We start from the raw sequence: 19,054 nt of genomic DNA on the forward strand, positions 1-19,054 counted from the left end.
TTATCCTCCATTCTTTTTTTGACAGCAGAAAAAAACATGCGTGCTGTCGGTGCGAAAAAGCATGTTGGAACCCTCACAGGGCAGTAAAAGCACACGAAAAAAGAACCAGAGAATTACGTTTCAAAACTGGTTTGGATCATGTGTCTTACTTCGGGTTTTCATAGGATAAGAAGGGAAAATATTTAAGATTAAAGCAGGACAGAAGGATGGCCGTCATCCTGCATATTTTCCGGTTCCCGTCCTATGCTGGTACTTCGCCCATGAGAATCACAACTATCCATTCTGTTCACCTGCCTTTTTTTAGAAATTTTTTGATCAAACAGCCGTTTTTGCCGGTCTGTTTCGCTTGAAATACGGGATTCAAAAATCATCCCTCAAGTATTCTAACTGCTTTCCAGAAAAAAATCAATTCCTATTTTGGTAAAATTTTCGCAACATTCTTATCTCGTTTCTGTTTCTCCTCGTAAAGCATTGCATCCGCATGCGCGAGCATCTCCGGAAGTGTGGAATCCATGTCTTTCGGAAGCAGATAAAAGCCGGTGGAAACGGTAATATTATATGCTTTTTCGCTCGTTCTATTAAAAATGTCGAATGCGGAGTGCAGCGTCCGGTACAGATCCCTGGACATTGTTTCGTCGGAACACGGAACAAGACATGCGAATTCATTGCCGCCGATGCGTCCGCAGACACCGCGTTTGCCGATGGAATCCTGCAGAAACTGTCCGACAAGGCGGATGGAGAAGTCCCCTTCTTCATGCCCGTACCGGTCGTTGATGATCTTTAAATTATTGCGATCCGCATAGACGGCAAGCAGGGATGTGCTAAGAAAATAATTGCAATTGTCTAAAAAATGTTTGAGCTCTGAATTCACAGACAAAACTTTATAGAAACTTAAGATTTTCCTTTGCGGACCTAAAGATTCCTTTGGTACAGTAAGGATGAAAACAAAAGACATCTGGCAACTTGAGGGAATTTGCGGTACAATCATCTTTGAATCATGTGGGAGGTCCGGCGCGGAAAAAAAGTGCCGGAAAAGAAAAAATGAAAGGTGGAGAAAGAAGAAATGTACAACATTTTAGTATGTGATGATGATAGAGAGATTGTAGACGCCATTGAGATTTATCTGACCCAGGAGGGCTATCATGTGCTGAAAGCATATGACGGCATGCAGGCCATCCAGATGCTCGAGAGGGAGGAGATTCAGCTGCTGATTATCGACGTCATGATGCCGAAACTGGACGGCATCCGTGCGACGCTGAAAATCAGGGAAAAGAGCAGTATTCCGATCATTATTCTGTCCGCAAAATCAGAGGATGTGGACAAAATTCTGGGACTGAACATCGGCGCGGATGATTACGTGACGAAGCCGTTTAACCCGCTCGAGCTGGTGGCGAGGGTGAAATCTCAGCTGCGGCGCTACACGAAACTTGGAAATCTTCCGGCGGACGACGGAGAAAATGTGTATCAGGTCGGCGGGCTTCTCGTCAATGACGATTTAAAAGAAGTCAGCGTCGAGGGCGAACCAGTCAAACTGACCCCGATCGAATACAACATTCTCCTGCTGCTGGTAAAAAATCCAGGCAAGGTATTTTCGATTGAACAGATCTACGAGAGCATCTGGAACGAGGAGGCGATCGGTGCGGACAACACCGTTGCGGTCCACATTCGTCACATCCGTGAGAAAATCGAAATCAACCCGAAGGAGCCGCGCTATCTGAAAGTTGTATGGGGAATTGGGTATAAGATTGAGAAACAATAATAAGGAGTGAATAATTGTGAAAGAACGAAAACTCTACAGCCTGACGGGGAAGCTGATCGTTTTTCTTCTGCTGATCGTTTTTGCCGCCAGTGCGCTGTTCGGGGGCATTCAGACACTGATGCTTTCCAGCGTCGGCCTGACGCCGAATGCGGCAGCAAAAAAGTATGCGTTTGAAGAAACCACCGCATGCGGCACACTGGTGCAGCGGCAGCTTCATAACGTCATGAGCTACTATAATGATATGAGTAAATTCGGCACAAACGGTCGATACGACGGAACAAAAGAGATTGATTACCGTGCCTTTGCAACCGATGGAGAGGGAAGCGGCGGGATAAGTACAACGTACACCATTGACCAGCTTGTCAAGATGTACGATGACGGCAGCAGCGCAGACCTCAATGAGGTGGCAGCGTATACTGCGGACAATTATGCGACGAACGATGCCGGAATTGACAAAGAAGCCTATCTTGCATACGAAGATGGAACTGACGTGAGCCAGGAAACAGAAGAGACGGATGTAGCCGCACTCACCGAAGAAGTGAGCGCGGCAGATGCAGAGACGTTTGACAGCTTTTCCCCGGACGGCGAGGTCTACTTTCCTTCCGATAATGCAGTGAAAAGCCTGAAAGAGAAAAAAATTGATCCTGCTGATGTTTCCTCCCAGTTTTTGTATCTATACGATCAGGGAATGAGCCTGGAAACGCAGAAAACGAAAGCGGGAACGTACCTCTATGAGTACGCGGCGGCAAATCTGAAAAAGGTATCCATCCGCGATCTGTATATGACACTTTCCGGGGTCACGGAAGAAGTTGCTGCTTTTAAAAACCAGGAGAGCGGCATCAGCGTCGATGCGGACGATGACAATCTCTGGTACTGTCTGGAGGATAAAGAAGGAAATATCTATACGAATGTGGATTCCTGGAAAAATAGTTACACAACAGCCATTGCGCAGAAATCGCCCTATCCGTTCGCCTTTGCTGTTGACCGGACCGGCGGTGCCGACAAAGTCCGTTCTTATGCAACAAGAAAAAACAGCCCGGCCGTGGAAGCAGCGAGAAGCTATCTACTGAACAATCAGATTGCAGATAATTATCAGAAGATCTTTGTTGCACTGGATCCGGATCTGGCAGCAAGCGACTATTTCTCCCAGTACAGTGAGATCTACAGCCAGTGGCTTCCGAAAATGCAGCTCCTTCTTCTGATGATTGCAGTTGGCGGAATCGGAACGCTGGTCTGCCTGGTCCTGTTCACACTGCAGGCAGGAAGAAATGGAAAAAACAAAGAAATCCGCCTTTACTTTTTCGATCAGTGGTACACGGAAATCGCAGCTGCAGCCGCCATCCTGATTGTGATGGGAGCAGTTGGAATCGTTGCTGTCTGCATCGAACTTTCCTACGGCGGCGTTCATTATATCCAGAATTTTGACGGAAACTACATCTACAGCGGATCCTATGGAAATGAAGCAGATACATGGCGAAGCCTGGTGGCCGCATCGGGCATCCTCGCCGGATTTCTGATCACACTGATTCCGTACTGCTCACTGGTGCGCCGGATCAAAGCACGCAACGTCTGGAAACAGTCGTTTTTGTACTGCGTCGGCCACCGGATCGTGTCTGCCGGAAGAACCTTCTATGAAGGCAGACAGGAGTCGGAGCGAACGATCCTTATGTTCTGCGTTTTCTGCGGCGTGCAGATCATTCTCTGCTGCGGCTTCGGAATGTTCGGCGTATTCCTTACCCTGGTGATGGATGCCGCAGTGCTGCTTCTTCTGCTGCGCGAGGCATCCGGAAGAAAACAGATTGAACATGGCTTAAAAGAGATTGCTGCGGGCGATCTGGATTACAAGATTGACCTGACGGAGCTGCAGGGGGAAGACAACCTTCAGCTTGCCGGAATTGTCAATTCGCTCGGAGAGGGAATGAAAGCGGCAGTGCAGGAGCAGATGAAGAGCGAGCGCTTAAAAGCGGATCTGATCACCAACGTATCCCACGATATCAAGACACCGCTTACTTCTATTATTAATTATGTCGATCTGCTGAAACGGGAAAATATTGAAAACGAGAAAGCGAAAGATTATATCCGCGTACTCGACGAAAAATCACAGCGCCTGAAACAGCTGACGGAGGACCTTGTCGAGGCATCGAAGATCAGTTCCGGAAATATTAAACTGGAATTCATGAACCTGAACCTGAATGAACTGGTACAGCAGGTGAACGGAGAATTTGCGGAGCGGTTCGAAGGCCGCAATCTCGACCTGATCTGTATTCTCCAGCCGGAACCGCTTCTGATCCGTGCGGACAGCCGCCGCATCTGGCGCGTGCTTGAGAACCTGTACGTAAATGTCTGCAAATATGCCATGCCGGGAACACGGGTTTATGTGGATGCCATCAAAAAAGACGGAAAGATTCAGCTCTCGATCAAGAACATTTCCGAGAACCCGCTGAACTTCCAGGCAGATGAACTGACGGAGCGTTTTATCCGCGGCGATGTCAGCCGGAGCACCGAGGGCAGCGGCCTGGGTCTTTCAATCGCAAAGAACCTAACGGTATTGCAGCATGGAAGCTTCAACATTTATCTGGACGGCGACCTGTTCAAGGTTACGATTACGTTTGATGAAGCTGTAAAGGAGAAAAAACCGATGCCTCCGATGATCGTACCGGAAGCGGTACAGGAGGAAGCACAGCAGGATGCCTGAGAAGTGTTGAAAAATAAAAGAGAATAGAAAACGACAACTCCCCGCCGGGAAACACGCAGCAGATGCGGTTCCCGGCGGGGAGTTGTTTATGAAATGCAGTTTATTTATTCGTTTGTTTCGTCTGTTTCTGTCTGTTCAGCCGGGCTTGCAGATTCCTCTTCCGAAGCAGTTTCTGCAGCATCGGTAGTTTCAGCCGGAGCAGCGTCATCGGAACGTTCAGTCAGCGGGCTTGGTCTGTCCATTGCTTCGAGTGCCCGTAAGGATTCTTCTTCCGGTGTCAGAACCTCGTTTTCTTCCTCAGGCATATAGAATGGGAAGATTTTGTTTACGAAGAACCAGGAGCATCCAAGCGCTACCGTGGAAAAGCCCAGAAGGAACATCAGAAGAATCAGATAGCTGACAATCTTTGTCGTGGAGAATACATAGATCAGCAGCGGACAGAGATTGACGAGCAGGATCATGATGGTCCACGGCAGGTGGCGGATTGCCATCAGGATGGAGTTCTTGATCGTGTTTTTTACAGTATTGTCAAAGCGGCTCAGTACCGGAAATACATAGGAAAGTACCATGGCCTCGAAAAAGATCAGTACCAGGAAAACAAAACGCAGGTAGGTGATGGTACCCGGCATTCTCATGACCAGCAGAAGATCAAGAATCAGAACAATCAGAACCGCCAGCAGGATGAGCCAGATGGCAGTTGCCTGCTTGAAGTTTTCGCGGAAGGATTTCCAGTAGGTACGGAAGATATACGTCTCCTCATTTTTGATCATCTTCAGCGTGACGTAGTACATTGCTGTGAAATTGGCGCCGATTGTCACAATCGGGATACACATAATAAGGAAAATAATGTTCAGCATCATCAGGTCGAAGACACGGCCCATAATCTGCGAGAACTTACTGTCCAGGCTGAAAAAACTCATAATTTGTTCCTCTTTTCTGTTGAATTAAGTGTGCCGCCGATTAACGTTCCGGCTGGCAGACATCATAGAAAAGTATAGCGAATTTTTCAGAAAAATGCAATGAAGAGAATATAAACTTTTCGTTTCGTCATTTTGTATAAGAGTGAACATTTTGTTTGTGCAAAGTGGACAGAAGAGAACGGTTCGAGAAAATCCGAAAGCAGAATTGCCAATCTGCCGGAGGAAAGTTTGTGTAATTGTGGCATGGTCGAATGCGGGTAGAAAAGGTATACTAATCCCATAAGCAAGAGAGATGCAAATGCAAAACTCATAATAAAACGCATGATGTTCATTTAGGGAGGATTCAAAAATGGCAAGTTTATCTTTACAGCACATTACAAAAAGATATCCGAACGGTTTTGAAGCAGTAAAAGACTTCAACCTGGAAATCGCTGACAAAGAGTTTATCATCTTCGTAGGACCATCTGGATGTGGTAAATCTACAACACTTCGTATGATCGCAGGTCTTGAGGAGATCTCCGATGGTACTCTGAAAATTGACGATAAAGTAGTAAACGATGTAGAGCCGAAAGACCGTGATATCGCAATGGTATTCCAGAACTACGCTCTGTATCCACACATGACCGTATATGATAACATGGCATTCGGTCTGAAACTGAGAAAAGTTCCGAAAGATCAGATCGACAAACAGGTTAAAGAAGCAGCTAAAATCCTTGACCTGGAGAAACTGCTTGACCGTAAACCGAAAGCTCTTTCCGGTGGTCAGAGACAGCGTGTTGCTATGGGACGTGCAATCGTACGTGATCCTAAAGTATTCCTTATGGACGAGCCTCTGTCAAACCTGGATGCAAAACTTCGTGTACAGATGCGTACCGAGATTTCCAAACTGCATGAGAGACTGGGCGCTACCATCATCTACGTAACACATGACCAGACCGAGGCTATGACACTTGGTACCAGAATCGTTGTTATGAAAGACGGAGTTGTTCAGCAGGTAGATACCCCGCAGAACCTGTACAACGCACCGGGCAACCTGTTCGTTGCAGGATTCATCGGATCTCCGCAGATGAACTTCCTGGATGCAAAAGTAAAAGTTAACGGAAACGACGTTACTCTTACTGTTGGTAAATACAACATGAAACTGCCGGCTTCCAAAGCAAAAGCTGTTATCGACGGCGGATATGACGGAAAGACCGTTGTTATGGGTATCCGTCCTGAGAACGTACATGATTCTCAGATGTTCATCGAAACTTCCAAAGACAGCGTAGTTGAGTGCAAGATCAACGTATACGAGCTGTTAGGTGCAGAAGTTTACCTGTACTTCGATTGCGAAGGCTTCCCAATGACAGCCCGCGTAGATCCTCGTACAACTGCAAGAAGCGGTGATACCGTTAAATTTGCTCTGGATATGGAGAAAGTTCATCTGTTCGACAAAGAGACAGAGATCACCATTACCAACTAATCCATATGAACATCAGCGCGTATGCGCAAACATAGAGAAAAGGATCGGCATCCGTTCGGATGCCGGTCCTTTTTGCATATGCACCGCCCTCCTTTTGCGAAGCAAAAAATAGTTGCCAATGAGAAAAAAATAAGCTATAGTTATAGATAAGACGCACCCTGGAGTAAAATACGCCAGGAGAAAGGAAGTGGCAGATTTGGTATCAAGTCAGGTATTACAGAAAACCCTTGATGAATTAAGAAATATTACGAGAATTGATTTATGTGTGACGAATACGGATGGTGTTCTGCTGGTGACCACATTCCCGGAAACCGCGATTGATGCAGAAAGCATCCGTTCTTTTGTATTATCCGCTGCGGACAGCCAGATTGTACAGGAATATCATTATTTTAAAGTATATGACAACCAGAATGTGGAGTATATTTTGATTTCTAAAGGAAGCAGCGACGATGCATATATGATCGGAAAGGTTGCCGTATGTGAGATTCAGAATCTTATCATTGCATACAAAGAGCGTCTGGACAAAAACAACTTTATCCAGAACCTTCTTCTCGACAATCTTCTTCTGGTGGATGTCTACAACCGCGCGAAAAAGCTTCGCATCGACACAGATGTGCGCCGCGTTGTTTACATGGTAGAGACGAAGCTGGAAAAAGACATCAGCGCACAGGAGACAGTAAAGAGCCTCTTTGCTTCAAGACCGAGAGATTTCATCACCGCAGTCGATGAGAAGAGCATTATCATTGTAAAAGAACTGAAAGACACCGACACCTTCGAGGATATGAACCAGACCGCAAGAATGTTGGTGGATATGCTGAATGCGGAGGCCATGTCCCAGGTGCGCGTTTCCTACGGAAATCCGGTCAACGAGATCAAGAGTGTATCGCGTTCTTACAAAGAGGCGAAGATGGCACTCGAAGTAGGAAAAATTTTCTACGCAGACAAAAACGTGGTACCATACAACAACCTCGGCATCGGCCGTCTGATCTATCAGCTCCCGATTCCGCTGTGCGAAATGTTTATGACCGAAGTCTTCGGCGAAAATCTGCCGGATACGTTCGATGAGGAAACACTGACCACAATCAATAAATTTTTTGAAAATAACCTGAATGTGTCCGAGACATCCCGTCAGCTCTATGTACACAGAAATACTCTGGTGTACCGTCTGGAGAAGCTCGAGAAGAGCACAGGACTCGACATTCGTAAATTTGACGATGCGCTGACCTTTAAAATTGCCATGATGGTCGTAAGCTACATGACGTATATGAACAACAGCGAAAATCTGTAAAACCGTTCAGAGCCGTACAGGATTGCGGGAGTGCAAAGCACGGAGCAATCCGGGTATCGAAGGGGTCAAAAGACTTTTTGACCCTAACATTTTATCAACAACAAGAGGAGAGGAACGACATGATTGAATTACTGAACACAGGTGCATACCTTGTCAACGGAATCGATATCATCCCGGATACAGAAGAAGGCCGCGCGGAACTCAAAGCGCGTACCGGCGCTGTGCCGTGTCCGGCGGATGCTGCAAAAGAAACCATTGCCTATGGAATCTTAAAAGACCACAATGTTTCCGGCAACATGGAAAATCTGCAGATCAAATTTGACAAACTTACATCGCATGACATTACTTTTGTTGGAATCATTCAGACCGCGCGCGCGTCAGGACTGGAAAAATTCCCGGTACCGTACGTGCTGACCAACTGCCACAACTCCCTTTGCGCAGTCGGCGGAACCATCAACGAAGATGACCACATGTTTGGTCTTACCTGTGCGAAAAAGTACGGCGGCGTCTATGTACCGCCTCATCAGGCAGTAATTCATCAGTTTGCCCGCGAGATGCTTGCCGGCGGCGGAAAAATGATCCTCGGATCCGACTCCCACACCCGTTACGGTGCACTCGGAACCATGGCCATGGGCGAGGGCGGACCGGAGCTGGTAAAACAGCTTCTCTCCAAAACATATGATATCGCTATGCCGGGAGTGATCGCAATTTACATGACAGGCGCACCGCAGCCGGGCGTAGGACCGCAGGATATTGCACTTGCCATCATCGGTGCAGTCTTTGCAAATGGTTACGTAAAGAACAAAGTTATGGAGTTCGTAGGACCTGGCGTATCTTCCTTAAGCGCAGATTACCGGATCGGTGTGGACGTTATGACAACCGAGACAACGTGTCTGTCCTCCATCTGGAGAACCGATGAGAAGATCAGCGAGTTCTATCAGATCCACGGCAGAAGCGCAGATTACAAAGAGCTGAATCCTGGCGCGGTTGCTTACTATGACGGCGTTGTAAAAGTAGAACTCGACAAGATCAAACCGATGATCGCGATGCCGTTCCATCCGAGCAATGTTTATACCATTGAAGAGCTGAAAGCAAACCTCGATGACATCCTGAACGATGTAGAGAAGAAAGCAGCCATCAGCCTCGACGGAAAAGTTCCGTTCACTCTGAAAAATAAAGTACACGACGGAAAACTCCTGGTAGACCAGGGAATCATCGCAGGATGCGCCGGCGGCGGATTTGAGAACATCTGCGACGCAGCCGATATCCTGAAAGGCCACAGCATTGGCGACGATGCGTTCACCTTAAGTGTTTACCCGGCAAGTACCCCGATCTATATGGAGCTGGCAAGAAACGGAAAACTGGCAGACCTTTTGGAAACCGGTGCGATCGTAAAAACCGCATTCTGCGGACCGTGCTTCGGCGCAGGCGATACTCCGGCAAACAATGCGTTCTCAATCCGTCACTCCACCAGAAACTTCCCGAACCGCGAGGGATCCAAGATCCAGAACGGCCAGATTTCTTCTGTTGCCCTGATGGATGCACGTTCCATTGCAGCAACCGCAGCAAACAAGGGATTCCTGACCGCAGCAGACGAGTTCACCGGAACATACACGAAACCGGCATACCACTTCGATAAGAAGATTTACGAGAACCGTGTCTTCGACAGCAAGGGTGTGGCAGATCCGTCTGTAGAAATCCAGTTCGGACCGAACATCAAAGACTGGCCGGCTATGCCGCAGCTTGCCGAGAACCTGATTCTGAAGGTTGTTTCCGAGATCCACGATCCGGTTACGACAACCGACGAGCTGATTCCATCCGGCGAGACTTCTTCCTTCCGTTCCAACCCGCTCGGACTGGCAGAGTTCACCCTGTCAAGAAAAGATCCGGCTTACGTGGGACGTGCAAAAGAAGTACAGGTCGCAGAGAAAGCCATCCAGGAAGGAAACTGCCCGGCAGAGGCACTTCCGGAACTGAAACCGGTCTTCGCAGCCATCCATACCCAGTACCCGGATATCGACAAGACAAACGTCGGTGTCGGATCCACCATCTTCGCTGTAAAACCGGGCGACGGCTCTGCGCGTGAGCAGGCAGCTTCCTGCCAGAAGGTATTAGGCGGCTGGGCAAACATCGCCAACGAGTATGCAACGAAGCGCTACCGCTCCAACCTGATCAACTGGGGCATGCTTCCATTCCTGATCCCGGAGGGAGATCTGCCGTTTACAAACGGAGATTACATCTTTGTACCGGAGATCCGCAAGGCAGTGGAAGAGAAAGCCGATGTGATCAAAGCGTACGTTGTAAAAGACGGAGCACTTGTTCCGTTCGAGATGACGTTAGGCGCGCTGACCGATGATGAGAGAGAAATCATCTGTAAGGGATGCCTGATCAACTATTATAGAGGATAAGTATTTGAGAAAGAGCTGTGTGGCAGGAGAAAAGTCTGTTTCATAGCTCTTTTTCTGCGCACTTATTTGAAACAAAATATCAGAAAACAATATAAAATTCAGAAAATAAACACAATAATTAAGAAAAGGAAAAGTGATATAAAAAAACAGTAAAAATATTTTAAAAATGTGTTGACAAATGCTGGCGGATCTGTTATATTAAAATCACAAAGAAACAAGAAAACAAAAACCTAACCAAGAGGTACAAAGAGAAAGACTTGGGACCCCCTTTTCAAGAGAACAAACCATTTTCATAGAAAGAGACGAGAAATCTTCTATAGAAGAATGGAAAAAAAGGGAAAAGGAAGATGTTCTTAAGATGAGAGACTTCCGAAAGGAAAGAAAACCTGAGATAAAGATCCATACAAAAGAAGTTCGAAAGAAAACCTTTTGATAAACATGAGATCAGAGCAGATCTTAGGAAATCCTAAGGAAAAGATTTTCGGAGTGGAAATTTTAACCGCAAAGGAAAAGCCTCTGAAAAAGAACATCTTCCCCAAAAAAGAAAATCTACAACAGGGAAATGGAAGAGAAACGATCTTTGAAATATCAAACGAAAGCGAAAACAAAGATCACAGATCGGTAAAGAAAGAAAACCAGTGAAAATCCTTGAAAGTAGAGAAAAAACTGAATATGGAAAATGAAGAAAAAGCGGTCGCTGTATCAGAAAAAATGATTGGTATGGCGATCGCTTTCTGTGTTGTGTAATTCGTCAGCCGGGCATGTTTTTCTTGACAGATGCGGCGGAAATGGTGCATACTTCTTAAAGCATAACAGCGGAGAAATCCGTGTATCGAAAATAAGAAGTCAGGACAGGAGAAGAAAGTGGCTGGATTTTGCAGAGAAGATATTTTAATGGAAGATAACGATATTCTTGTTGTTCACAAGCACGCGGGTATGGCAGTGCAGAATGCGCGGATGGGACAGATGGATCTGGAGCATGCGCTGCTGAATTATTTGGCGAAGCAGGCAAGGGCGGAAACACCGGGTCAGGCGCGGACTCAGATTCCATATCTGGCGGTCGTTCACCGGCTCGATCAGCCGGTTGAGGGCGTGCTGGTGTTTGCAAAAAACAAAGACGCCGCAGGAAAACTGGGACGGCAGGTGAAGGACGGGACGATGAAGAAAGAGTATCTCGCCGTCTGTGAGGGAAAAATCGAAAAACAGGGCGTGCAGAAGTTTGAGGATTTCCTTGTAAAAGACGGACGGAGCAACACATCCCGCGTCGTACAGCCAGGCACCGCCGGAGCGAAAAAAGCGGTGCTGGAATATGAAGTGATAAGGACACAGGAGAACCGAACCCTGGTGCGGATCCACCTCGGAACGGGCCGCCACCATCAGATCCGCGTCCAGTTTTCCCATGCGGGATATCCGCTGGCGGGGGATGCAAAATATGGGGCGAAAGAGAAAGGATCTCTGGCGCTGTGCGCGCATCATCTCGAGCTGAAGCATCCGCGGACAGGCAAACGGCTTTCGTTTACCGTAAAACCAGAAGGTGAAATCTTCCACAGCTTTGTGTAACTATTCAGAGCTATGTGAAATTGCAAAAAAGTTCAGAAAATCATAAGAAAACAGGACTGGACTATTTTTACGGTTTGTGTATAATAGAGAAAGGTTATGTAACAAAACTGTAAAAAGTAATGGAAAATGATTCATCAGGCAAAGCAGAAAGGGAGAATTATGAAACGCAGAATGATTGCAGTACTGCTTTCCGGAATCCTGCTGTGCTCGGCAGCTGGATGCGGAAAAGAAGCAGTGACAGACAAGAGCACCGCAGCATCGTCGTCTCAGGAAGTGACAGAAACTCCGGCGGCAGAAGAAAGCCCGGAGGCCTCATCGTCCAGCGCAGATTCTACAGCAGAGTCAGCCAGTGCATCCACATCTTCTGAAAGCTCTGGAGATGAAGGAAAAGAAGCAGACAAAAAACGAATAGAAATCACCGTTCCGCACAAAGACGGCATGGAAGCATTGTACGACACCGTGGATGGACTTACCGTTGAAAAAGGCTCTTACATCGCCGTGGTTGCAAAAGACTTAAGTGCCGGTTTTTGGAAAGCCGTAAAAGCCGGTGCGCAGCAGGCACTTGACGATCTGAACGCCTCGCTTGGCTACACCGGAAACGACAAAGTTTATATGACATTTGAAGGCCCGGAAAATGAAAGTGACACCAACTCTCAGATCAATATCATCGACTCTGTCATTTCGGAAAATCCGGACGCGCTGATCCTTGGCATCATTGACCAGCAGTCGGGACAGGCACAGATGGAAGAGGCTTCCGACAGCCAGATTCCAGTCATCATCGCGGATTCCGGCATCGAGAGTGATCTGATCACCTCGACATGTGCGACTGATCACGCAGCGGCAGCAAAGCTTGCGGCAGATCATCTCTGCGAGGCCATCGGCAACAGCGGAGAGGTTGCGATTGTTGCACATCAGTACAACACCGAGAGCAGCGTAGAGCGCGTGGAAGCATTTAAAAAAGAGATCGAAGAAAAATATACCGACGTGAAAGTGGTTCAGGTGAATTACGGAGATGGAGAAGAATCCATCGCGGACATGCTGAAGAATACACTTGAAACCTACCCGGCTCTGAAGGGCATCTTCTGTACGAACGAAGACATGGCAGACCAGACGCTGGATGCGCTGGCAGATATGGAAAATACTGAGCAGATTCAGATTGTCGGTTTTGATTCCGGTGAAAAACAGCAGAAAGCGATCCAGGAGGGACGCGAGTACGGTACCGTAACGCAGAATCCGTACGGTCTTGGCTATGCGGCAATCGTGGCGGCCGTCCGCGCGATTCAGGGACTTCCGGTAGATCAGAAGATCGATACGGGATATCAGTGGCTCGACAAAGACACGATCGATCTGGAGACAAATCAGAAGTATCTTTATAACTGAAAATCAGGATAAAAAATGAACCCGGCAGACAAGGGAATGTTCCTTTGCCTGCCGGGTTTTCTGCGCTGCAGTGCGGATTACGAGTTCTGATCGTCTTCGTAAATTCTCTGTACCTCTTCGGAAATCTGCTGCCGGATCGCGGAGAGATCGACATCCGGGATGCCGTCCTCGGTGATCTGCGGTTTGGAAGGAGAGGTATACGGCTTCGTGTCGCCCATGGAAGCTTTTGGGGATGTTTCTTCTTCGTCAAACTCCTCCGGAGCGGCCGGTTTTGCGGATGGCCGGCGGCGGATGATTTTCGGAAGATCTTTCTCATCGTCGTCATCGTCAGGTTCTTCCGGAACAAAACGGAAATCGTACATGGTGTTTTGCGAAACACGGGTACGGTTCGACGGTTTCTGATAGCTGCGGTACGGATCTCTTGCGTTGCCGGAAGAAGAGGAAGAGGAGCCGCGGCGTTTCTTTTTCTTCTTTCTGGATGGAAGAGGATCGAAACCGGATCTGCGCTTCCGTCTGGCGCGCGCTTTTGCACGGTGTGCGCGTTCTTCATCGTCGTCATCCTCCCAGTAGTCCGCCTCTTTCCACGGTTTAAACTGGAAGAGCATGCCTGCTGCGGCGAGAATGGCAGAGACAATCCAGAACATCATGTTCAGATCGAGGTCCTTGAAGAAATATGCCATGCGGGTCGTCGTGAGGGCGCCGCAGATGGAGGTGACCAGGATTACGGAAATGCGTTCGAACGGAACGCAGATCAGGCCGATCACGAAAGCGACGAGGGCGACGAGTCCATAACCTGTGATATCGTTTGGATTAACGAGATGCCAGAGGCAAAAGCCGACGAGCCCGCAGATCAGAAGAAAAAGTCCGATCCGGTAGAGGACGAAGGCAATGATTGCGGTCAGAAGACCGGTGCCGACGGCAAGCGCCAGGGTGATCGTCGTGGTCTGATTCGTGTAGGTACCCGCTGCATAACCGGCGGCCGCGCCGAGAAAAAATCCGGGAATGACGCTCCAGAGCTTGCGGAGCGTATAGCCGAAGAAACAGTTCAGCAGGGCAAAAACAATCACAATCAGAAGAAGCTGCTGCTGGTAAACACCCATGACGTCCCGGACTTTATCGAGACCGCCAAGCAGCGTGTTGATGTTGAAAGCTTGCATATTCAGATTCATGATATTCACTCCTATATGATGTATCGGAAAAATAGATACAGGTTGTATTTTAGTACGGAACGGCGGTTTTGGCAAGTGAAATTGTGTTTGAGATCTGGGAAACGGCAGAATGGCGGCGGTGTGCATATGGTATAAGGAAGAGCAAAAAGGAAATAAAACAGGCATGAATCAGGATAGAGTGTATGAAAATAGAAGAAATTCCTATCAGGGAAATCCGATGGAGCGGCCGGAGCCGTTTTTTGCGGCACAGCCCTTATGGGGAAGAAGTATGGAGGAGCAGCAGGAAGCGCGGGAACGGCAGCGGATGCAGTCGTATTATTCCCGGACGGCATCTGATCTGCAGCGGCTGGTGGAGGCAGAGTGTGACCGCATGGATTACCGCGGCAGCATGATGTACGACGAATTCCCGGACCGGCTCATGATGGAGCACACCTGCCGGAATATCGCACGTCAGTACAGCAGGGAAAACGGCGGGAAGGATGAGAAAACGGCAGAAGAGGAACTGCTCGATTTGATCGGCGTTCTTTTTTATAATGAAATGTTCCGGAGGCGGAGCAGGAGGAAACATTATTACAATCTGTGGCTTTAAACCGCGCCATAAAGTAATAAGAGGGTAACACATTTTTAATAATTTTTCTGTTGTGGTTTTGCGGAAAACAGATTACAATATTAGCGGGGTTGTAAGGGGCTTTGTTACACATGTTTACAAACGATTCAGAAAGTTTGGAGAGTATAAATGGAATTACAGAAATTATTACAGGATGAAATCCGGGAAGGGCTGTATCGTATCACGATCAGCGGCCCAAGAGGGGACAGTGAAGTGTCCAAAGTGAGAATACGCCCGGTTGAAATAAAAGGAAAACTGCTCTTTCAGTGCCAGGAGACCGTCGGCACGAAGGAGTTTCATAAAAATATGACAAAAGACGATGTGATCACCCGGATCAGCGACTGGATGAACGGAACATTCAAGCAGATGCAGCTCGAATCCGACACCTGCACAGCATCCGTTCTGGTCAGCAAAAAGGGAACGATGACGATCAAAAAGAAACCGCATATGAAAGGAACCGGCAAACCCGTCAATCTGGCGCACAACCGGAAGAAACGGTATATTCTGGAAGAAGGAATCCCGGTTCCTTTTTTACAGGATCTCGGTGTTATGACAAAAGAAGGCAAAATCGTGCGGACCCGCTACGACAAGTTCCGCCAGATCAACCGCTTTCTGGAGTTCATCGAAGATATCCTGCCGCAGCTCCCATCGGACCGCGAGATCACGATTCTCGATTTCGGCTGCGGAAAATCGTATCTGACGTTTGCGATGTATTATTACTTCCGCGAACTGAAAAAACTGGATGTCAATATCATCGGACTTGACTTGAAAGAGGATGTCATCGCGATCTGCAACGGACTGGCGGAGAAATACGGCTATGAAAAGCTGCATTTCTATCAGGGCGACATCGCTTCTTATACCGGCCGCGACGAGGTCGATATGGTGGTGACGCTGCACGCGTGCGACACGGCGACTGACTATGCGCTGGAAAAGGCCGTCAAATGGAATGCAAAAGTTATTCTTTCCGTTCCGTGCTGCCAGCATGAGCTGAACCGCCAGATTGCAAACAAAGAACTGTATCCGATCATGGATTACGGCATCTTAAAAGAGCGCATGGCGGCGCTTCTGACCGACGGAATCCGGGCAAAGCTTCTGGAGAATGCAGGCTATGAGACACAGATTCTTGAGTTCATCGACATGGAGCACACGCCGAAGAACCTTCTGATCCGCGCGGTAAAACGCCAGGAAGGCTCGAAAAAACTGCCGGAAGAACTGAAAGCGTACCATGTGAAGCCGACACTGGCAGACCTCCTCACAGAAAAGGAGGAGCCGTGATGAATAAAAGAGCAGCAAGGATTCTGATCCTTTTTCTTGTTTTTGCCGCATCAGTCGGTGTGTTCACACACCTGATGAGCCACGAGACGACGGAGAATGCGACCGATCTGGACGCAGCGAGTCTTCCGGTGCTGTACATGAAGACCGCGGACACGACAGTGAACCGCATGTACGGATACCGCCAGGAGATGAACGGCGTAACGACAAGAGAAAACCTGACACCGCTGCCGATGGACCGTTCGCTTACGCTGGAAATTGATGCGAAGGGACAGAAAATTAAAAACGTGACCTATACGGTGGAAAGCACAGACGGCGGAGCGCTGATTGAAAACTCGGTGCTGAAATCGTTTGACGAGGACGGAAGCTATCTGAAAGCAGACTTCCAGTTAGAGACCGCGATTCTGATGAATCAGGAATATACGCTGAAGCTCGAGGTTGCCTACGGAAACGGCCAGTCTGCCTGGTATTACACCCGCATTGTACAGCGCAACGGCGTGGAGGTCGGCGATTATCTGGCCTACACGCAGATGTTTGCGCAGACATGCCTGGATAAAACGCAGGCGGAAGCGCTCGTTCCGCAGCTTGAGCCGGATGAGACGGGGGATAATTCTTCGTTCCTCAATGTCAACATTCATTCCAGCCTCGACCAGATTTCCTGGGGAAGCCTCGCACCGACGATCGTACAGCAGCCGGTGCAGCAGATCAAAGAAGCGAATGAGACGACGACCAGCATCAAACAGGAGTACATGATCAGTGCGCAGGATGAGAACGGACAGACGGAGTATTATACCGTAAGCGAGTTCTACCGGATGCGAGAGTCCGACGGAGAGATTATTCTGCTGGACTTCGAGCGGAGCGCACAGCAGATCTTTGATCCGGAGCTTGGTGTTCTGACGAAATCCGGCATTAACCTCGGTGTGACCGGCGAGGATACCAAGTATGTGACGAATACGGCAGGTGATATTGTCGCATTTGTAGTAAACGGTGATCTCTGGTGCTACAACCGCAGCGCCAACAAGACGATCCGCGTTTTCAGCTTCCGTGAGAACGGCAGCATGGATGACCGGGAACAGCACGGAGAGCATGATGTCAACATTGTACGTGTGGATGATGCGGGCGATGTGACGTTTGTTGTTTATGGCTATATGAACCGCGGAAACCACGAGGGTGAAGTGGGAGCAGCCGTTTACTATTATCGCGCCGAGCGGAATGTGGCAACCGAGGAGATTTTCGTTCCGGCGGATATTTCCTACGAGATGCTGAAAAAACAGCTCGACCGCCTCTCCTACGTCAACAAGCAGAGAGAGATGTATCTCTATCTGAATGAGAACCTGTGCAAGGTTGATATTGGAACCGGCACGACGACGGTGGTCCGGGAAAGTATCCCGGAGGACTGCTTTGTAGTATCGGAAAGCCAGGAGAGCATCGCGTGGATGGATGCGGACAATGCAAGCAGTGCGATGAACATCACAGTGATGAATCTGGAGAGCGGGGAAACGCAGCGCTTTGCGGCGGATGACGGACAGAAGATCCGGGCACTTGGCTTTATCAATGAAGACTTTGTCTATGGTATGGCAAACGACAGCGATATTTTAAAAGATATTTCCGGCAATGAAGTTTTCGCTATGCATACGGTGCGGATTGTCAGCATCGACGGAACCGTGAAAAAAGAGTATCACCAGAACGGCTATTATGTGACAGGCGTGTCGATTTCGGACGGCCTTCTGGAGCTGGACCGCGTGGTACGCCAGGAAAACGGCTATGCGGATGCGCCGGAGGATCACATCATGAACGGCGAGCAGCAGAGCCAGGAACTGGTGACGGGCCGCCTGGCAACGGTGGACGACAGAAGAGAGCAGCAGTTCCTTCTGGAATTCTCGACGAGCGGCAAAACACAGTCGCTTCTGACACTGACACCGAAATATATCTATTCAACCTTACGGACCGATCTTACGATGTCGTACGAAACAGGCAGCGCAGATCTTTACTATGTATATGGAAAAGGAAAACTGATCGCCATTTTAAGCTCCCCGGCCGAGGCCGTACAGCTTGCCGATGAGAATGTCGGCGTTGTGCTGAACAGCAGCCAGTCCTATGTGTGGGAGCGCGGAAACCGCCAGCAGGGCATGCGCCTCGACGAGACAACGATGCCGTCGGGATTCCAGAGTGCATCTCTGGACGAAAACGTGCTGAAGGAGTCACTCGGTGATGATTACGAACTGCTGAACCTGACGGGCTGCACAAGAGAAGAAATTCTCTACATGATCAGCAGCGGCTACGGCGTTGTTGTAAAGACCGGCGAGAACGAGAGTCTGCTTCTGACCGGATACGATATTTTCGGAAATTCCTGGCTGTACAATCCGGCAACGGGCGAGACAACCGCACTTTCCGACGATGACAGCGATGCATTATTCGCACAGTACGGCAACGTATTCATCAGTTATATCAAAAAAGTAAAGATCGAGTGATTTGCGGGGTTTTCTAATGACGCAAAAAGTGCTAGAATAAAGAAAGTACTATGAATATTTAGG

General features: G+C 48.5%; 13 protein-coding genes. 10 read left to right on the forward strand and 3 right to left on the reverse strand.

The genetic code is table 11. From position 1 onward, the window contains the following. Positions 1 to 412 precede the first annotated feature (412 nt). Complete coding sequence (locus DW743_RS15410) at positions 413 to 871, reverse strand: GGDEF domain-containing protein (RefSeq protein WP_158568585.1); 459 nt, start codon at positions 869 to 871, stop codon at positions 413 to 415. A 192-nt stretch (positions 872 to 1,063) separates the two neighbouring features. On the opposite strand from DW743_RS15410, the gene DW743_RS15415 reads away from it, so the two are divergent. Continuing rightward, on the forward strand, positions 1,064 to 1,759 hold the full coding sequence (locus DW743_RS15415) for a response regulator transcription factor (protein ID WP_022461396.1): 696 nt from the start codon (positions 1,064 to 1,066) through the stop codon (positions 1,757 to 1,759). A gap of 16 nt (positions 1,760 to 1,775) precedes the next feature. After that, entirely contained in the window at positions 1,776 to 4,454 is a 2,679-nt protein-coding gene (locus DW743_RS15420) for a sensor histidine kinase (protein WP_117762047.1), read from the forward strand. Between the two features lie 104 nt (positions 4,455 to 4,558). Here the strand turns inward: DW743_RS15420 and DW743_RS15425 are convergent, their stop codons facing one another. Then, entirely contained in the window at positions 4,559 to 5,374 is an 816-nt protein-coding gene (locus tag DW743_RS15425) for a YesL family protein (RefSeq protein ID WP_070100805.1), read from the reverse strand. Between the two features lie 349 nt (positions 5,375 to 5,723). Here DW743_RS15425 and DW743_RS15430 point away from each other — a divergent pair, with 349 nt between their 5' ends. The 5 genes from DW743_RS15430 (at position 5,724) to DW743_RS15455 (ending at position 13,472) form a co-directional block, all read left to right on the forward strand. Continuing rightward, a complete protein-coding gene (locus DW743_RS15430) occupies positions 5,724 to 6,836 on the forward strand; it encodes an ABC transporter ATP-binding protein (protein ID WP_055219170.1) in 1,113 nt (370 codons plus the stop codon). A gap of 196 nt (positions 6,837 to 7,032) precedes the next feature. Continuing rightward, positions 7,033 to 8,124, forward strand: a complete 1,092-nt coding sequence (locus DW743_RS15435; protein ID WP_117762063.1) for a PucR family transcriptional regulator — start codon at positions 7,033 to 7,035, stop codon at positions 8,122 to 8,124. A gap of 119 nt (positions 8,125 to 8,243) precedes the next feature. After that, entirely contained in the window at positions 8,244 to 10,532 is a 2,289-nt protein-coding gene (locus DW743_RS15440) for a hydratase (RefSeq protein WP_191892617.1), read from the forward strand. Positions 10,533 to 11,426: 894 nt separating this feature from the next. Continuing rightward, on the forward strand, positions 11,427 to 12,092 hold the full coding sequence (locus DW743_RS15450) for an RluA family pseudouridine synthase (protein WP_117762049.1): 666 nt from the start codon (positions 11,427 to 11,429) through the stop codon (positions 12,090 to 12,092). Between the two features lie 159 nt (positions 12,093 to 12,251). Further along, complete coding sequence (locus DW743_RS15455) at positions 12,252 to 13,472, forward strand: ABC transporter substrate-binding protein (protein ID WP_158568586.1); 1,221 nt, start codon at positions 12,252 to 12,254, stop codon at positions 13,470 to 13,472. A 77-nt stretch (positions 13,473 to 13,549) separates the two neighbouring features. On the opposite strand, the gene DW743_RS15460 is transcribed toward DW743_RS15455, so the two are convergent. After that, positions 13,550 to 14,641, reverse strand: coding sequence for a TM7S3/TM198-like domain-containing protein (locus DW743_RS15460; RefSeq protein WP_158568587.1), 1,092 nt, complete (start codon positions 14,639 to 14,641; stop codon positions 13,550 to 13,552). Between the two features lie 163 nt (positions 14,642 to 14,804). Here DW743_RS15460 and DW743_RS15465 point away from each other — a divergent pair, with 163 nt between their 5' ends. From DW743_RS15465 to DW743_RS15475, 3 genes are all read left to right on the forward strand, one after another. Continuing rightward, positions 14,805 to 15,230, forward strand: a complete 426-nt coding sequence (locus DW743_RS15465) for a hypothetical protein (RefSeq protein ID WP_117762052.1) — start codon at positions 14,805 to 14,807, stop codon at positions 15,228 to 15,230. A 147-nt stretch (positions 15,231 to 15,377) separates the two neighbouring features. Beyond that, on the forward strand, positions 15,378 to 16,523 hold the full coding sequence (locus DW743_RS15470) for a class I SAM-dependent methyltransferase (protein WP_117762053.1): 1,146 nt from the start codon (positions 15,378 to 15,380) through the stop codon (positions 16,521 to 16,523). Continuing rightward, entirely contained in the window at positions 16,523 to 18,991 is a 2,469-nt protein-coding gene (locus DW743_RS15475; protein WP_117762054.1) for a hypothetical protein, read from the forward strand. Before DW743_RS15470 ends, DW743_RS15475 begins: the two co-directional genes overlap by 1 nt. The last annotated feature ends 63 nt before the right edge of the window (positions 18,992 to 19,054 follow it).

Origin of the sequence: Blautia sp. AM28-27, assembly GCF_003480905.1 — a bacterium.
Taxonomy (GTDB): Bacteria; Bacillota; Clostridia; order Lachnospirales; family Lachnospiraceae; genus Fusicatenibacter; species Fusicatenibacter saccharivorans.

What these genes read in the sequence shown, in the direction of transcription:
- DW743_RS15430 (WP_055219170.1), top strand. Translation starts at nt 5,724, where the DNA reads ATGGCAAGTTTATCTTTACAGCACATTACAAAAAGATATCCGAACGGT.
- DW743_RS15455 (WP_158568586.1), top strand. Translation starts at nt 12,252, where the DNA reads ATGAAACGCAGAATGATTGCAGTACTGCTTTCCGGAATCCTGCTGTGC.
- DW743_RS15440 (WP_191892617.1), top strand. Translation starts at nt 8,244, where the DNA reads ATGATTGAATTACTGAACACAGGTGCATACCTTGTCAACGGAATCGAT.
- DW743_RS15475 (WP_117762054.1), top strand. Translation starts at nt 16,523, where the DNA reads ATGAATAAAAGAGCAGCAAGGATTCTGATCCTTTTTCTTGTTTTTGCC.
- DW743_RS15450 (WP_117762049.1), top strand. Translation starts at nt 11,427, where the DNA reads ATGGAAGATAACGATATTCTTGTTGTTCACAAGCACGCGGGTATGGCA.
- DW743_RS15460 (WP_158568587.1), bottom strand. Translation starts at nt 14,641, where the DNA reads ATGAATCTGAATATGCAAGCTTTCAACATCAACACGCTGCTTGGCGGT.
- DW743_RS15415 (WP_022461396.1), top strand. Translation starts at nt 1,064, where the DNA reads ATGTACAACATTTTAGTATGTGATGATGATAGAGAGATTGTAGACGCC.
- DW743_RS15425 (WP_070100805.1), bottom strand. Translation starts at nt 5,374, where the DNA reads ATGAGTTTTTTCAGCCTGGACAGTAAGTTCTCGCAGATTATGGGCCGT.
- DW743_RS15470 (WP_117762053.1), top strand. Translation starts at nt 15,378, where the DNA reads ATGGAATTACAGAAATTATTACAGGATGAAATCCGGGAAGGGCTGTAT.
- DW743_RS15465 (WP_117762052.1), top strand. Translation starts at nt 14,805, where the DNA reads ATGAATCAGGATAGAGTGTATGAAAATAGAAGAAATTCCTATCAGGGA.